The 16,007-nt window shown below is 60.9% G+C and carries 13 protein-coding genes; 6 read left to right on the plus strand and 7 right to left on the minus strand.

The window, feature by feature from the left end; all coding sequences use genetic code 11:
* The first annotated feature begins 26 nt into the window (after window positions 1–26).
* The gene (locus LB558_RS07000; protein WP_263494805.1) at window positions 27–1,349 is read left to right on the plus strand and encodes an MmgE/PrpD family protein; all 1,323 of its coding nucleotides are present in this window, start codon (window positions 27–29) and stop codon (window positions 1,347–1,349) included.
* Between the two features lie 175 nt (window positions 1,350–1,524).
* Here the strand turns inward: LB558_RS07000 and LB558_RS07005 are convergent, their stop codons facing one another.
* From LB558_RS07005 to ehuB, 6 genes are all read right to left on the minus strand, one after another.
* Window positions 1,525–2,688: a pyridoxal-phosphate dependent enzyme gene (locus LB558_RS07005; protein WP_224696864.1), complete on the minus strand. Its 1,164-nt coding sequence runs from the start codon at window positions 2,686–2,688 to the stop codon at window positions 1,525–1,527.
* Complete coding sequence (locus LB558_RS07010) at window positions 2,681–3,595, minus strand: succinylglutamate desuccinylase/aspartoacylase family protein (protein WP_224696865.1); 915 nt, start codon at window positions 3,593–3,595, stop codon at window positions 2,681–2,683. Before LB558_RS07010 ends, LB558_RS07005 begins: the two co-directional genes overlap by 8 nt.
* A 137-nt stretch (window positions 3,596–3,732) precedes the next feature.
* Window positions 3,733–4,530 carry an amino acid ABC transporter ATP-binding protein gene (locus LB558_RS07015; RefSeq protein WP_224696866.1) on the minus strand — a complete coding sequence of 266 codons (798 nt, stop codon included), beginning with the start codon at window positions 4,528–4,530 and terminating at the stop codon, window positions 3,733–3,735.
* Window positions 4,531–4,540: 10 nt separating this feature from the next.
* Window positions 4,541–5,200, minus strand: coding sequence for an amino acid ABC transporter permease (locus tag LB558_RS07020; RefSeq protein ID WP_224696867.1), 660 nt, complete (start codon window positions 5,198–5,200; stop codon window positions 4,541–4,543).
* The gene (locus LB558_RS07025) at window positions 5,190–5,849 is read right to left on the minus strand and encodes an amino acid ABC transporter permease (protein WP_224696868.1); all 660 of its coding nucleotides are present in this window, start codon (window positions 5,847–5,849) and stop codon (window positions 5,190–5,192) included. The genes LB558_RS07020 and LB558_RS07025 overlap by 11 nt, the downstream gene beginning before the upstream one ends.
* Window positions 5,850–5,936: 87 nt before the next feature.
* Entirely contained in the window at window positions 5,937–6,812 is an 876-nt protein-coding gene (gene ehuB, locus LB558_RS07030) for an ectoine/hydroxyectoine ABC transporter substrate-binding protein EhuB (protein ID WP_224696869.1), read from the minus strand.
* 159 nt (window positions 6,813–6,971) lie between these two features.
* Here ehuB and LB558_RS07035 point away from each other — a divergent pair, with 159 nt between their 5' ends.
* From LB558_RS07035 to LB558_RS07045, 3 genes are all read left to right on the plus strand, one after another.
* A complete protein-coding gene (locus tag LB558_RS07035) occupies window positions 6,972–7,691 on the plus strand; it encodes a GntR family transcriptional regulator (RefSeq protein ID WP_224696870.1) in 720 nt (239 codons plus the stop codon).
* Window positions 7,692–7,747: 56 nt separating this feature from the next.
* Complete coding sequence (locus LB558_RS07040) at window positions 7,748–8,917, plus strand: M24 family metallopeptidase (RefSeq protein ID WP_224696871.1); 1,170 nt, start codon at window positions 7,748–7,750, stop codon at window positions 8,915–8,917.
* Between the two features lie 141 nt (window positions 8,918–9,058).
* A complete protein-coding gene (locus LB558_RS07045) occupies window positions 9,059–9,787 on the plus strand; it encodes a response regulator transcription factor (protein WP_224696872.1) in 729 nt (242 codons plus the stop codon).
* 98 nt (window positions 9,788–9,885) lie between these two features.
* Here the strand turns inward: LB558_RS07045 and LB558_RS07050 are convergent, their stop codons facing one another.
* On the minus strand, window positions 9,886–12,273 hold the full coding sequence (locus tag LB558_RS07050; RefSeq protein ID WP_224696873.1) for a transketolase-like TK C-terminal-containing protein: 2,388 nt from the start codon (window positions 12,271–12,273) through the stop codon (window positions 9,886–9,888).
* Window positions 12,274–12,405: 132 nt separating this feature from the next.
* On the opposite strand from LB558_RS07050, the gene LB558_RS07055 reads away from it, so the two are divergent.
* On the plus strand, window positions 12,406–12,876 hold the full coding sequence (locus LB558_RS07055) for an Lrp/AsnC family transcriptional regulator (protein WP_224696874.1): 471 nt from the start codon (window positions 12,406–12,408) through the stop codon (window positions 12,874–12,876).
* Window positions 12,877–14,799: 1,923 nt separating this feature from the next.
* Window positions 14,800–16,005, plus strand: coding sequence for a plasmid partitioning protein RepA (repA, locus tag LB558_RS07060; RefSeq protein ID WP_224696875.1), 1,206 nt, complete (start codon window positions 14,800–14,802; stop codon window positions 16,003–16,005).
* Window positions 16,006–16,007 lie beyond the last annotated feature (2 nt).

Genomic DNA, 16,007 nt, shown 5'->3' on the forward strand with positions numbered 1-16,007 from the left:
TTGCCATGACTTTTGTGATAGAACGCTTGGCCGCCTTCGTTGGGGCGACCCGGAAAGAGCATCTGAGCGCCGACGTAATAGCGAAAGCCGAACGCGCCGTTCTCGACACACTCGCGTCCCTCGTGGCGGGCGTTTCGACGGAAAACGCAAGACTCTCGAGCCGTTCGGCCCTCGCATGCTTCGGAGCCGGTTCTGAACCCGTCTGGTTCACCGGTGCACGCCTTCATCCTCTGGGAGCCTTGTTTGCCAATTGCGCCGCCGCCAGCTCTCTCGACATCGACGACGGCCATTGTCGCGCCGCCGGTCATCCCGGAGCGGCCATTGTGCCTGCGGCGCTGGCCGAAGCGGGCCGGCTTGGCCGCTGTGGAAGCGATGCCCTGACTGCGATAGCCATTGGCTATGACGTTGCGCTGCGGATAGCCGCGGCACGGCGCTTCACCGACACGATGAGCTTTGCAAGCGGTCAATGGACAGGTTTCGGTGTAGCCGCGGCCGTCAGCTGGCTTCGAAGACTATCCGAGGACCGGATCGCGCACGCAATGGCAATCGCCGCAGCTGAAGCACCGCAGAACCTGCCTCAGGGCGACTGCCAGGCGAGTTCCGTAAAGGGCAGCAGCCCCTGGTCGACCGTGGCGGCGATGGTTGCGACCGAAAGGGCCGAGCATGGCATGACCGGATCGCTCGACATGCTCGATCGCAAACACGTCTACAATGTTGAGGCAATCCTCGAAGAGCTTGGCAGCCGATGGCTGATTGCGGAGACCTACCTGAAGCCTTATGCGGCCTGCCGATATACGCATCCGGTCATCGACGCCGTTCTTCAGCTTGTCGACAGCCAGGTTGAAGACGAACCGATCGAAGGAATTTCAATCGACATCTTCCCCGAAGCGCGCAAGCTTCCCAACGAGACGGCCCCGACGTCGCTCGAGGGAGCACAGTTCTCGATACCGTTCGCCGCAGCGCTCGCCGCGCTCAAGGGCGCGGAAGCATTCCGACCGCTGCGGCCGCAGTCCCTTTCCGATCAGGCTGTGATTGCGCTCGCCGACAAGGTCGATATCCGCTACCCGGAAGATCTCGCCGGCTATTTCCCCAACAGTACGCCAGCTCGTGTGAGGATGGTTTGGGGCGGGCGCGAGCTCACAGCCAGTGTTCCCCGCCCGCTTGGCGATGCAAACAACCCGATGAGCCAATCCGCTGTCGAGGACAAGCTCCATGATCTTGCACGTGGCATCCTCTCGGCGGATCAGTGCGGGGCCCTCATTGCTTCAATCATCATGCTCAAGCAAGGAAAGCTCGCGCCGCTGCTTGCCTGCCTGCAATCCGAGCGCGTCTTCTCGACCAGGACGTAGCCGTCGCCGGATGGCTGCTGGAATCAAAAACGATGGTGGCAACGATATTCAGGGTTTGGCAAGGGTCCGCGCCTCGCCCTTGTCCATAGCGCAACGACGCGCGGTGAGCTGGCTTCGATGGTGCCATCCAGGTTGGTGAACTTCCATGCCGACTTGATCGGGATCCGACGAACGCTCAGGTCGCCAGCGGTATGGGTTGCGTATATGACTGATGTTCCGACAGTCCGGTCGACGTGCCTATGAGGACGGCGCACGCATCCCGCGGCACCACACCTATCGAAACCAGCTTGCGTAAGCCGGTCAGAGCCGCGGCGCTCGAAAGCTCCAGATAGAGCCCACAATTCGCCAACCGGCACTGGTCGGCGCGCGCACCGGCCTCATCGGCCACGACTGCCGTGCCACCGCATGACGCAAGCGCCTCGAGCGCCTGGTATGCGACGGTGGATCCGCCGATCGAAGTCAAGGCCGTATCGCCTGGGAAGGTCCCACGATAATCCTCTCCGCACAGTACCTTGGATAACCTGGCAAAGGGCTCGACCGCGTGGACACGTGGCAGCTTTTCGAGAAAGCCGGCGCGCTGCAAATCCTTGTATCCGCGCGCGATCCCCCACAGAAGGTCGCCTCTTGAGGTCGGCACCAACACATCAGTGCAGTCTGTTCCCAGATCGCGCAGCATTTCGAGGGCGACGGACCTGTAGCCATCCACACCGAAGGGATTGCTGCCGACAGCCGGCAAGCTGAAGTTGGTCGCAGGGTACCATTCGCGGCTCTGCACGCGGCTGGCCACGACCTGCCATCTTTGCAGGGGCGTTTGTGCGGCCAGCAGCGTCGCCCCATGCATCTCAATCGCACGACGCCAGTTCGGATTCATGTCAGGCGTGGTGACGATCACGCAGCCCAAGCCGACACGAGCCGCGTAGGCTGCAAGCGAAACGCCGGCGTTGCCGCTCGAAGCCGCCACCACGATGGTGGCGTTTGCCGCCAACGCCCTTTGTACCACGAACCGGCTCATCCGATCTTTGTGGGATCCGGTTGGGTTGGCCCCTTCGTTCTTTACGACGAGCCGACGAATACCAATTTCATCCGCCAGCGGCTCCATAGCGACAAGCGGCGTGTCGCCCTCCCCCAGGGTGGGATGGGCCGGGTACACCTGCCAGTCGGCGATGCGCTCAAGCGTTCTCGGCAGTTCGCGGTATTCGACAGCGACGCTGGCAGGCATGCCCTCGGCGTGACACGATGGGCAGCCCTGATGGTAATCGGCGATAGCAAGCTTGGCCTTGCAACGCAGGCAACGCAAGCCGATCGCGCGCGGATTGAGGTCCTTGTCTGGTCTAGGCATGCCCGGCTCGGCTGGGGGCAAGGTCCAGGTCCCTCATCAACTTGAAGAGACAGTCGCCTCGCCGCGTAAAGGAGGGTACCCTGCGACAGGCTACGAGCCCGGACGATCCAAACAACAGCGTCTCGGGTTCGCGCGTGGGCAGGTCTGGAAAGTGGATTCTGCCAGCGATTTGGCCTTTCGCCACTTCCTCGCCGACTTCGGCGGCGGGTTCGAACACGCCTCTTTCATGGGCGTAGACGAAGGCGTCGTGACCGCTGACCGTCATCAAGCGGGTCGGCGATGCTGCCTCTACGTCGATGTCGCTCACTATCCGAAGATCCATCAAGAGGCGGCGCAGGCCAGACGCCGCTAGCGAGAGACCGCTGAGCGACAGCGTCGCCCCTCCCCCAAGCTCGGTCGTCAGCACAAGCGCTCCTTTCGCCTCCGCGGCTGCGGCAAGGGTTGTTATTCCGCCGCCACCCGTCCCGTCACTGATGAAGCTGATCGGAGCGCCGAAGACCCGCAACAGACGGACCAGCTTTTCATGTTCTTCGGCGTCTCGCCCTGGCCGCACCAGAGCGCTGGCGACATAGTCCAGGGACCGACCGCCCGAATGCAGGTCCACCACGAGATCGGCCATCGGGATGAGCTCCTGGCAGACATAGTCAGCGATCATCTCCGTTGGCGAGCCCAGGGGGTCGCCCGGAAACATTCGGTTGAGGTTGCCGTCATCCAGCGGCGACACTCTTTGGCCGGCCTGCACGGCAGGGTAGTTCAGCGCCGGGAGAATGATCAGCCGGCCCGATATCTGATCGGCCCGTATTTCTCGAGCCAGATTGGAAAGCGCTATCTGGCCTTCATATTCGTCACCGTGGTTGCCCGCGATGAGCAACGCCGTCGGTCCCGGACCGTTTTTGATGCAGACCAAGGGGATGGGGATCCAGCCATATGCCGAAAGGTCGGTTGAATGCGGAAGCCTCAAGCAGTCCGACTGTTTTCCGTCGGCCGCGAAGTCGACGGGGGTCCAGATACGCGTCTTAACCCGCGTGGCGGCTTGCTCCCCGTTCATTGCAGCACCTTTGCCAGAAACTGGCGAGTGCGTTCCTGCTTCGGCGCCGCAAAGAAGATATGAGGTGGCGAGACCTCAATGATTCTGCCCTCGTCCATGAGCACGACTTCATCGGCCATCGCCCGTGCAAAGCCGGTTTCGTGTGTGACGCATATCATCGTCATTCCTCCCTTCGCGAGATCGGTCATCACGTCCAGAACCTCCTTCACCAACTCGGGATCGAGAGCAGATGTCGGTTCGTCGAACAGCATGATGCGGGGCTCAAGGCACAATGCGCGGGCGATTGCCACCCGCTGCTGCTGGCCCCCGGAGAGTTGCGCTGGATATTTGTGCGCGTGCTCGTGGACTTTCACCTTCTCCAGGTAATGCATCGCGATTTCGCGCGCTGGCGCCGTCGGTTGCCGCAGGACCCGCTTGAGGGCCAGGGTGCAGTTGCCGAGGACGGTGAGATGCGGGAACAAATTGAACTGCTGGAAGACCATCCCGGCAAAGGGCCGCCCACGCGACCCATCTTGTCGCACGCCATCAAGCCCCTTTCCGAAGACTCGAACCGTCCCGCCCTGAAAAGTCTCAAGCTGGCCCACGCATCGCACGAGCGTTGATTTGCCAGAACCCGACGGGCCACAGAGCACGATCCGCTTGCCCATGGCCACGCTAAGATCGATATTCTTCAACGCGTGGTACTTGCCGTACCATTTGTCGAGGCCCGCGATCTCGATGGCGTTGGATTGCCCATCGGCGAAGGTCCTTTCACCCTCGCCGGATGCGATTTCGCTGGTTGTTGCTTTTGACATCGTTCTTGCCTCAGCGACGGGAGGGATGAGCGAGCTTGCGCTCCAACAGGCGCACCAGTTGACCAGCTGCCAAGGCGAGCAGCAGGAGCAGGACGCCGGCCACGACAAGCGGTTCGGCGTAGCGATAGGTGTCCGAAGCGATGTCGAAGGCGCGGCCGAGCATTTCAGGCACGGCGATGGTGGCGAGATAGGGAGTGGCCTTCAGGATGGAGATGAAGTAGTTGCCGATTGGCGCGGCCACGTTGCGCAGCATTTGCGGGAAAAGCACGAACGCCATCGTATCGATGCGGCTCAGCCCCAGCGCCTTTGCCGCCTCCGATTGACCATGCGGGATCGCGTCGATCCCGGCCTTGAAGACCTCTGCCAGGTAGCCGCTGAAATAGATGCTGAGGCCAAGCACGCCTACGACTATGGGCGCCAGCACGACGTTGAAGTGAGGCAGGACGAAGTAAAGGAAGTAAAGCCAGGCAAGCGCCGGCGTGGAGCGGATGAAATCGATGATGAAGCGGGCCGCATAGCCGGTCGATGCCCCTGATCGGCGGGTGATTTCCAAACCGAATCCCAGGACGCATGCCCCAAGACAGCTTAACAAGGTGACTTCCACCGTCGTTCCGAGGACGCCAAGTATCGCGGGGACTGCCGACAGGGCGATGACAGGGTCAAAGTTCATCGGCCAGGCTCCTTGCGCCGCCCATGTGATGCTCCAGCCATCGGCCAAAAATCGTAATCGGGTAGCAGACCACGAAATAGGCGAGCAGAAGCGCGGTGTAGACGCCGACCGGATTGTATTCGATCTCGGCTAACTGCTTTGCCTGGAACGTCATATCCGACAGGGTCACGAGCGACACGAGGGCCGTGCCCTTGATCAGTTGAATGAGCTCGTTCACGAAGGTGGGAGCCATGAGCCGCAGTGCCTGTGGCAGCTCGACCAGTAGCATGCTGTGGCGTCGCCGCAGCCCGAGCGCGAACGCGGCCTCGAGCTGGCCCTTGTCTAGCGACTGCAGCCCGGCGCGGATGGCCTGGCTGCCATAGCCTCCGGTATTGAGTCCCAGAACCAGGGAACTCACCGCTGTCGCGGACAGCTCAATCCCGAAGACAGGCAGTGCATAGTAGAAGACGAAAAGCAGGATAATCACGGCGGAGCTCCGCCAGAATTCAATGATCGACGTGATCATGATGCGTGCCACGCCCGAGGTGAGATATTGCGCGACGCCGAAGACAAGGGCGAAGGGTATCGCAAACAGCAGCCCGTATGCAGTGACGGTCACCGTTACCTGCAAGCCGAGAAGAACGCCAAGGAAGAGTTGCCCAAAACTCACCGTATAAGGTCCTAGCCCTGGTCCGTGGCGACGGTTTCAGGCCGGCGCGACGTGCCAAATTGATTTAGATACTGCTAAGGTAAATAATCAGCCGCGTCCGCCGCAGACCTGATCACTGGTGAGTTCGGGTACTTTCTCATCGTCACTGAAGCCGTACTTTGCCATGATTTTCGCCAAAGTGCCGTCCGACTTCAACTCCCGAAGCTTTGTATTGTAGAGGTCGCGAAGATCGCTGTCTTCCTTGCGGAACGCAATCGCGGAATAGCTGAGACGTTCTGCGCCACCCTCTTGCGACGCACCCTGGAAGGGAATCACCCGCTCCAGCCCGCTGATGTTCGTGTCCGAAAGGATGCGGGCAACTGTTGGCGCTGAGAATGCAGCTACATCTATTCTGCCCGTCAAAAGCGCGGAGACATTCGACTGGATATCGGGAAAGAGTTGCATGCGGCCCTCGGGCACACCGGCAGCCGAGGCGTTCTTGGCCGTCGTGCTGCCGCGTCCGACGCCGAACCTCACACCAGGCTCGGACGCTATGTCGGAATAACTGTGCACTTTTTTGGGATTGCCTTTCACGACGAGTGCGGCATCGGCAAGCCTGAGGTCCGGATCACTGAAGGCCACGAGCTGACAACGCTCGGGCGAGATATAAAGCCCTGCGGCAATGGCGTCGAAACGGCTTGCCGTCAGCGCCGGGATCAGTGCACCGAACTCGGTGACAACCATGTCCACCTTGTTGACGCCAAGGCGGGCAAAGGCCGCCCGGACGAGATCCGGATGGAAGCCTACAGGCTCACCGCTGGCATCGCGATAGCCCCAGGGGGCGCCGTTCGAGATCCCGATCACGACCGTTCCCTCGCGCAGGATGCGTTCTCGCGTTGTTTCCGCGTGACCAGCAAGTGTTGCGGCAATGAGAGCAGATGTCGCGAAAAAGGCGATCTTGACGTTGGCGAGCTTGATGGTCATCTCGGGCTCCTGTGGTGGCAGGGAAAAGGTAGACCAAGTATAACAGGTATGTCAAACTTTTGTTAAGGAAACGTTCGGTTTTTGTGAAGGACGCCGCGCTATGGACATTCCCTCATCGATCCGGTAGGTATTCCTAGTATACCTTTATGGATGGATTCGATGGCTGGACAGAATGCGAGCGTGCTGCACCAGAACGTCAGGCAGGAAATCATGCGTCGGGTGAACGCCGGTGAATATGCCGCCGGCCAGGTCCTCCCGTCCGCCGCTGTCCTCGCGGAGGAATTTGGCGTCAGCTCCATAACCGTAAAGCGCGCACTTCGTGATCTACAGCCGGCGGGCGTGCTGCGTTCCGTCCCCGGGCTCGGCACGTTCGTGCGTGAGCAGCGGCGGTTCATTCGAGATCTGGACTACTCGCTGACCTCCCACGCCGATGCGCTGCGGCTCGGCTTGAACCCTTCGATCAGCCTGCAGTCGCTCACCAATGAGAAGATAGTGGACCCGGCCTTCGACGTGCTCGAAGCTCCAGCCGGCTTGATGTTGTGCGTGCGCAAGGTGATATCGGCGGACGGCATGCCGGTCATGTACGACACCACCTACCTGCCTCGTTCCATCGATGAGGCCATCATCGACGAATTCGCAGACAAGTTCGTCGGCGACGCGCTGCGTGAACACGGGACCGAATTCACCGCAACCAAGCTTCTCATAGACGCCGCGCCCGCCTCCGAGCATGCGCAACAGACATTCTCGATTCCAAACGGCTATCCGGTGCTGCGCCGTCTTTATCGTCTCAACACGACAGACAAGGCCTTTTCGGTGTTTGGCGTGACCGAGTCCCCGTTCGATCGCTTGGCATGCACGGTCGAGCTGGCGGCGAGATAGCCCTTTTCAGTCGTGGATTTGGATCGCGACTTCCCTTCATGTCCAGGAGAAGACCCATGTTGCCAGCCCCGCCCCCGCCGGATCTGCCGCCGCACGAACAAGCAAGACGTATAAGGGCCGTGCGGGACGAGATGAGCGCGAGAAATGTTGAGTTTCTCGTCCTGACGGACCAGAAGAATGTCGAGTACTTTTCCGGGTACCGGACGCTCTCATGGGGATACCACTCGCGTCCGATGTTTCTGGTCATCGACCATCACGATGTCACCGCTGTCGCCAACAGGATCGAGTCGCGCAATCTCGAATCGCGGCCGCGCGATTTCTCCATCTTCTACTATGATGGCTATCTGGCCGAGGGTGCGCAGGCGATCGTCGCGCGTCTCACTCTCTCGGACCCCGCCGCCAGGGCGATTGCAGCCATCGATTACTGTCAGGACATGTACGGCCGTGGGTCCCTCGAGATCGTCGACAGCATCCGGGATAGAGGCACCCGGGACATGTTGTGCTCGGCGACTGAAGTTCTGTGGCGGACCCGAACCATCAAGTCGCCGTTCGAGGCGGAACAGAAACGTATCTCGTTTGCCATCGTCAACGCTGCGTTTGATGAGGCGGTCGCCGGCGCGCGGCTTGGCATCACCGAGGTGGACCTGTGCCGGCAGATTCAATCCCGCATCGTGCAATACGGCGCCGACCGTGCGGATCCTATCGCGATGACCTTCTGCCGGGGCGAATTCAACTACGCCCGACCGCCCGAGATGCGACCGCTGGAGACAGGCCAGTACGCCTGGACGGATTTTCGCTCTACCTATGGCGGATATCCCGCCGATCGCAATCGTATCGCGCGCGGCGGCGAACCCGAGCCATGGGAGATCGAGGCCTATGGCAAGACGCGTGCCGTCACGATTGCGCTGGCGACGGGCGCGAAAGCAGGCATGACTTGTGGCGACCTGTTCAGCGACTTCGAGCGACTGTGGCGGGATGCCGGCTTGCCGCCGGCCTATGGACTTGTCTCGCGCATCGGCCATGGGGGAGGCCTGGATGTGACGGAGCCGCCCTCGATATCCAGAGACAATCCCGAGCCGATCCGACCGGGAATGATCCTTCACCTGGAGCCCAAGCTGGAAAAGGATGGCGCAGTCTTTCAGTTCGAGGAAGTCATCTATATCCGCGACGAGGGAAGCGAGTTTCTCAGCGATTTATCCCCCGAACAAATCCCCGTCATAAACTAGCGAAGAGCGCAAGAATCGGAACTTCTGAGGGGCGGATGACGCACTCTCTGAAACGCCATCCTGGCATGCATCCGCTTGGAGCTGCCGGGAACGCTTCCGGGACGAGGTGGTAGCAGAACGGACCCGATGATGAACTGTGTCATGTTGCCTGACGAGACCACGACCACACCGTCCAAGCCCCTCGTTGCAATATGTTCGCAGGACGCTGAAGTCTACCTCTTCCTACATCACATACTCGCCGTCGATGGTTTCACGAGCACTTTGGCGAGCACCGAAGAAGAGATGCTCGATCTCGCTGGCACGACCACCGTGCAGGCCTGGATTCTGGACTGCCACTCCGGCAACGGAATGGCGGCGAACTGTGTCCGCTTAAGGCAGGATCCGCGGACCGGGCATCTGCCAATTGTCGCCCTGATAGCTCCGGACGCCCAGGATCAGCATATCGCGCTGCTGAAAGCAGGCATCGATGAGTGCTTCGTGCGGCCGATGGTGCCGGCAAAGCTTCTCGCCTACCTTCGCTCCAGGCTAGGCGGTCCTGCTCGATCCGATGCGGGTCTTTCCCTGAGCTACGGGGTCATCGAGATGGAGCTCGATACACATCACGTCCGGTGCAGTGGCGAAGAGGTCGTCCTCGGCCCGATCGAGTTCAAGCTGCTGCGCCATATGCTGGAGAACCCCGAGCGGGTCCTTAGCCGCGATGAACTGATCAAGACGGCCTGGCCGCGCAATGTCTTTGTCGGGCCAAGGACAGTGGACGTCCATATCAGCAGGTTACGGCGGTGCTTCAGACAGTACTCGCGCGCTGAAATGATCCGTACGGTCAGGTTGGGGGGCTACGCCTTGGAGGATCTGTCGTCCGCCAGGGGTTAGACGGCAGGCCGGCCGCGGGTGTCAATCTTGCCATGGTTCGACAGCGCACGATCCGGCCGATCGGACCTCGCCGGCTGGCGCGGCCCGCAAGGCCAGGCCTAGCGCAGCCTGAGATGTCGGATTGGCTTCCCTGCGGCCATCGTCTGGACCGCCGCCAGGATCCCTTGCGCATCGACGCCGTAATGCCGGTATAGATCTGAGATGCTCCCGCTTTGTCCGAAGCGCTCGACCCCAAGGGCTCGGGTTCGATGGCCATGCACGGCGCCGAGCCAGGACAATGTCGCGGGATGGCCGTCGATCACCGTCACCAGCTGACAGGTCGCGGGTGCACTCGCCAGCAACCGTTCGATATGGCTAAGGGCGGTGTTGATGCCCTGCTCGCGCGCCCGTTGCGCCGCGCTCCACCCTGCGTGAAGCCGATCGGCCGACGTGACGGCAAGCAGGCCGACGTCGCGGCGATCCTCTGCCATGAGACCGACGGCTTCGATCGCCTCGGGCGCGAGCGCGCCCGTATAGGCAACGATCACTTCCGCGTTAGGCCCGCAAGGACGAAGCCAGTAGGCCCCATTGACGATGTCGGAGGCTAATGCCTCGTCAATCTCGCGTCCGGGCTGCTCGATCGTGCGCGTCGACAGCCTGAGATAGACGGCACCGCCAGCCGCATCGCTCAACCAGTTAGCAGGGTCGGGATCCCTGTGCCCGCCGCGCTGCATGTAATCGAACGCGAAGCGCATGATTGTCGCCAGTTCATCGACAAAGGCGGGCTCAAAGCTTGCAAGGCCATCTTGAGCCATGCCGATCAGCGGGGTGGCGATCGACTGATGCGCGCCGCCCTCGGGTGCAAGCGTTATTCCCGAAGGGGTCGCAGCCAGGATAAAGCGTGCATCCTGGTAGCAGGCGTAATTCAAGGCATCCAGACCGCGCTCGATAAAGGGGTCGTAGAGTGTACCTACCGGCAGCAACCTTTCCCCGAAGATCGAATGGGATAGGCCAAGTGCCGAGAGCATGATGAAGAGGTTCATCTCCGCGATGCCAAGCTCGATGTGTTGTCCCTTCGGAGAGAAGTCCCAGTTGAAAGTCGAGGGTATGCGCTGCGCCCTGAAATAGTCCGCGGCCTCCTTTCGGGCAAAGAGTCCGCGCCGGTTGACCCAGCCCCCGAGGTTGGTCGAAACGGTCACGTCAGGCGACGTGGTGGCGACGCGACGCGCGAAATCGCTGTCGAGCTTGCCGATGCCGTGCATGATGAGGCCAAAACCCTGTTGCGTCGACATCGAGCTCTGTGGGGTGAACTCGAGGCGTCCGGGCACTGGAACGGTCGGTGCGTGGTGGCGGCGCTCGCCCTTCGATATGAAGGGAACTGTGTTGAGGAACGCCTTGATCTCCCCTCCCCTTAACGCCACTCCCTCCAATGGGTCCCACTCGTATCCCACCCGCACCCCCATTTTTTCGCGCAGGGTGTCGACCTGGGCAGGTGTTATCAGCCCGGCATGATTGTCTTTGTGGCCTGCAAGCGGCAGCCCAGACCCCTTGATGGTGTATGCTATGAAGCAGACCGGCCTATCGTGCCGGCGGGCAGCCTCGAACGCCTCAAGAAGGCTCGGCAGGTCGTGGCCGCCCAGATTGGCCATTAGCTGTGTCAATTCCTCGTCGGACCGCTTGTCGATAAGCCGTGAGAAGGCCCCTTGATCGCCAAGGTCATCCAGCAGGCGCTTGCGCCAGGCGGCGCCTCCCTGGAATGTCAGCGCCGAATAGAGTTGGTTCGGGCACTGATCGATCCATTCGCGCAGCTTGTCACCAGCCGGCTCGGCGAAGGCTTGCCGCAGGAGCGTGCCGTATTTCAGGACGACCACTTCCCATCCGAAGTTGCGGAACATCGTCGCGAAGCGCTCCCACAACCCCTCCCGGACGACGGCATCGAGACTCTGGCGATTGTAGTCAACCACCCACCAGGTGTTGCGCAAGCCATGCTTCCAACCCTCCAGAAGAGCCTCGAAGATGTTGCCTTCGTCGAGCTCGGCATCGCCCATGAGCGCAACCATGCGACCCTCCGGGTGGTCCTTTGCCAGCTCCTTGGCCCGCAGGTAGTCCTGCACAAGCGAGGAAAAGAGCGTCTGCGCAACGCCAAGCCCGACGGATCCGGTGGAAAAATCCACGTCGTCGACGTCCTTGGTGCGAGAGGGATAGGACTGCGCGCCGCCGTAAGCCCGAAACGCTTCGATCTGTTCTCGTGTCTGATTGCCGAGGATGTACTGGATGGCGTGGAAGATCGGGCTGGCGTGAGGCTTGACCGCGACGCGATCTTCCGGTCGCAGGACCGCGAAGTAGAGCGCGGTCATGACGGTGGCCAGAGAGGCCGAGGACGCCTGGTGGCCACCAACCTTGAGGCCGTCCTCGCTTGAGCGCAGATGATTGGCGTTATGGATCATCCAGGTTGAAAGCCACAGCACCTTTTTTTCGATCTCCCGCAGGTGCAGTAGCCTGTTCATCGTGACCTCCGTTTCCAACTTTGCGATGGACAAAGGGTAGAGGTGTAGAGAGGGCGAATGCGACTATTTTTACGCAAGATTTGGTAGTAAAGTAGCTCATCGAGCTAATATCGCGGAGTCAAGTGAGGATCTATGCCAAAAGACAGCCTTGACGAAATTGATCGCAGATTGCTCGTCGCGCTCCAAGAGGATGCGCGGTTGACGTCGGACGAACTCGGTCGCCGGGCCGGGCTGTCCCCTTCCCCGTGTGCGCGCCGCGTCCGCAACCTTGAGGCTGCAGGCATCATCAAAGGGTATGTCGCGGTTGTCGATCAGGCCAAGGTCGGCTTGCCGATCAGCGTTTTCGTGTCGATCAAACTGGAACGTCAGCGCGAGGAGGAACTCGACCGGTTCGCCTTAGCGGTGGCGCGTTGGTCTGAGGTTGTCGACTGCTACCTTATGACCGGACAGCGAGACTATCTGCTTCGCGTCGTCGTGAAGGACCTTCCGGCCTACGAGACATTTCTCAAGCAGAAACTGACGAGGCTGGAGGGGGTCGCGTCGATAGAATCCAGTTTTGCTCTTGGTCAAGTGAAACAATCGACAGTCTTGCCAGTGGTGTAGATGCCCCAGGGAGCCGGCCTTACCACCTCCCCTGCCCATCTGTCTCAATGACAGCCGTATCGGGGCGATCTGCGTTAATATCCGTTAACGTTATCACTGCGTTAATACCTGAATCTCTTGGCTTCTGTGTGGGCGGGCGTGGCTTTGCCGCTCTGAGGATATGGCAGGCCGATGTCCGCCGTTGCGAGAAAACGCGAGCGTGCGCAACTGCGACCGCCTCTCCCCCACTGCCCGGATAGTCCGGAGCGTTGCGACAGACGCATGAAGACGGCACGATGCTGGCGCCGTCGGTCGCGGTACTGACAGGAGAAGGATGGCTGTGCCTCTCAGGACCGCGGCGACACCCGTGTCAGGTGGCGTTGTCGTAATTATATGGCCGTGCTGTCAGCGCACTTGTCGATGCTTCTTAACGAACGTCACTGGCCGGGTCTTCGAGATCCCTGAACCCCGGCTGGACATCGGCGAGAGCGGACTTGGCTTTGCGAACACTCGGTTTCGCCAAGCGCCGTGGCTATGCCGACTCCAGGACGCGAGCCCTTCCCGAAAGACCCTTTCGCTCCAAGGTGACCCGCAGCGAAGTTGCACGTGTACAACCGCGGCGCCAGAGCGGTTCACCGATCATTTGAATTGGGAGGATTTCCTGGAGATACAGATTTGTGATTCAAGAGGCTGACTGGGCGAACGCCGGCGTCGAATGGCTCGACCACTCTCAGCCGATATGCTGAGCGTGTTGTAGCGGCATCCGAGGCCGGCGACAGGTTCCGTCCGAGGCGGATCCGTTGAGAATTGGTGGGTCATTGGCGGTGCTGGTGAGCGATCGATTCTGTTGCGACGGGTGAGGCCGGTTGACACCGCAAGCCGGTGCTTCCCATCGGGGAAATCATCCTCGAGCGGAGTCATCAGATAGGCCAGCTGACGCGGCAGGGGCTGAGCAGGAACAGGGAGCGCGGAGGAATGAAGCGATTCGGCTGTTTATGCGGCGCAAAGGATCTGACTCCCAAAAACGCTACTCTCGCACCATGGCGCTCTTGCGTGATTACCGCGCAAAGGACAAGCCCTCCGCGACTTCGCCCCGCATAGCTGCCGGCGCGCATTGAACTTTCTCGGCTTGCTCTGCGACCGGCGCGCCGCGCGCCTTCGACGGGCCGATCAATGGCGAACTGTTTCCGCGCTATGTCGAGCAGCAGCCGGGTGCAGCCTTTTGGACCGGCGACGTTGTCATCATGGACAGTCTCGGCTTGCACAAATCGGCCGTACTTCGCCAGATTCTCCGGGCGGCCGGCGACAGGCTTTAGTTCCTGCCGCCGTATCCACCCGACTAAACCCCATCGAGCAGGCCTCGCCGTCGAGATCAAGCACTGGATGCGCCTCGCTCATACGCACACAACCGCGGCTGCCATTCGGAGGCCCTTCCAATCAGGCGGCCTGTCGCCCACCGCCGAAAGGCGCGACCGCCGCTCTGAACGCGGGATCCCACTGCGGGTCGGCCGCGAGGAAAGCCGGATAGGTGCTAGGCGATCTACCGCCGCGGACTACAGATAGGCGCGTGTTCGGGCAGGGGAGGGATCCGGCGCGCCGCTCGACATGCAGCCGGCCCGAGCTGGATAAGAGTTGTACACGTGCAACCTTGTGCGATGCCAGGCACTCCAATGGCATCGCTGCCGGGTGCGGCTACACGGGGTAGCGGGCATCGAGCAGGTCGCGGAGGCGGGTGAGAGCCTTGCTGAATTCGTGCGAGGGTAAGCAGAGCCGAGTTGTATGTCGCGTCCGGTCCTTGATTGCAAAAGAGAGAAGACTCACGGCAGCTTGGCTCGTTAACCTTTTGGTAACCAAAAAGCATTTGTCCGGCCCTCAGAATCAGTCCATCTTGATCAGCGCATTTAACCCACCGTTCGGCTAAAATGCGCAGATCGGAGAGGGCGGATGTTGGAAAAAGTCAGCCAGAGCAGTCGAACGGGTGAGAGTCTGCGCGAGTTGATCGCCGCGGACGCTTCCGAACTGTCGCGGCAACTGCAGGCGCATCAGGCAAGGATATTCCCACCGACCGCGCAGAAGGGCATGCGCCTGTTCACGCCGGGCGAGGCCGCCGACTTCATCGGGATTCACGAAGGATACCTGCGCCAGATCGTTTCGGAAGGACACGGTCCCCAACCCCAGGCGAATGGGCGGCGGCTTTATTCCGTCGAGGACATCGACCGGCTTCGGCACGTTCTGGACGAACAGAACTCCAAGGCGCCCGGCAAATACATCCGCCATCGCAAGGCGGCAGAGAAGCTTCAGATCCTCTCGGTCATGAATTTCAAGGGAGGTAGCGCCAAGACGACGACGGCTGCCCACCTTGCCCAGTATCTGTCCTTGCGCGGCTACAGGGTGCTGGCCATCGATCTCGATCCGCAAGCGAGTCTATCAGCGATGTTCGGTCACCAACCTGAACTGGATGTCGGTGCCAACGAAACCGTTTACGGTGCGATCCGCTACGATGAGGAATGCCGCAGCATCCTGGAGGTCGTGCGCTCGACCTATACGCCCAACCTCCACCTTATTCCCGGCAATCTCGAGCTGATGGAATTCGAGCACGAGACGCCGAAGGTGCTGGCGAGCCGGCTACCCGGCACGATGTTCTTTGCCCGGCTTGGCGAATGCCTTGCTGAGATTGAGAGCGCCTACGACGTCGTGGTCATCGACTGCCCACCGCAATTGGGCTTCCTGACGCTCTCTGCCCTGTGTGCCGCCACCGCAGTGCTAATCACCGTGCATCCACAGATGCTTGACGTCATGTCGATGTCCCAGTTCCTGCTCATGACCTCGGACCTGCTTACGGTGGTGGAGAACGCCGGCGGCAACACTGACTATGACTGGATGCGCTATCTCGTCACCCGGTTCGAGCCGAATGATGGTCCGCAAAGCCAAATGTCGGGGTTCATGCGTTCGCTCTTTGGCAATCGGGTTCTAGAAAACTCCATGCTCAAGTCGACGGCGATCTCCGACGCCGGGCTGACCAAGCAGACGCTTTACGAAGTTGACCGCGGACAATTCACACGCGGGACTTATGACCGCGCCCTGGAGAGCCTGACCCTTGTCAACGGAGAGATTGAGGAGCTGCTCCGCAAAACCTGGGGACGGAAATAGCC

Origin of the sequence: Mesorhizobium sp. CO1-1-8 (genome assembly GCF_020164875.1) — a bacterium.
GTDB lineage: Bacteria > Pseudomonadota > Alphaproteobacteria > Rhizobiales > Rhizobiaceae > Mesorhizobium.

Excerpts from the sequence above, each read along its gene's own strand:
- LB558_RS07040 (WP_224696871.1), top strand. The coding sequence starts at position 7,748 with ATGTTGCCAGCCCCGCCCCCGCCGGATCTGCCGCCGCACGAACAAGCA.
- LB558_RS07045 (WP_224696872.1), top strand. The coding sequence starts at position 9,059 with ATGTTGCCTGACGAGACCACGACCACACCGTCCAAGCCCCTCGTTGCA.
- repA (WP_224696875.1), top strand. The coding sequence starts at position 14,800 with ATGTTGGAAAAAGTCAGCCAGAGCAGTCGAACGGGTGAGAGTCTGCGC.
- ehuB (WP_224696869.1), bottom strand. The coding sequence starts at position 6,812 with ATGACCATCAAGCTCGCCAACGTCAAGATCGCCTTTTTCGCGACATCT.
- LB558_RS07055 (WP_224696874.1), top strand. The coding sequence starts at position 12,406 with ATGCCAAAAGACAGCCTTGACGAAATTGATCGCAGATTGCTCGTCGCG.
- LB558_RS07005 (WP_224696864.1), bottom strand. The coding sequence starts at position 2,688 with ATGCCTAGACCAGACAAGGACCTCAATCCGCGCGCGATCGGCTTGCGT.
- LB558_RS07050 (WP_224696873.1), bottom strand. The coding sequence starts at position 12,273 with ATGAACAGGCTACTGCACCTGCGGGAGATCGAAAAAAAGGTGCTGTGG.
- LB558_RS07015 (WP_224696866.1), bottom strand. The coding sequence starts at position 4,530 with ATGTCAAAAGCAACAACCAGCGAAATCGCATCCGGCGAGGGTGAAAGG.
- LB558_RS07035 (WP_224696870.1), top strand. The coding sequence starts at position 6,972 with ATGGCTGGACAGAATGCGAGCGTGCTGCACCAGAACGTCAGGCAGGAA.
- LB558_RS07020 (WP_224696867.1), bottom strand. The coding sequence starts at position 5,200 with ATGAACTTTGACCCTGTCATCGCCCTGTCGGCAGTCCCCGCGATACTT.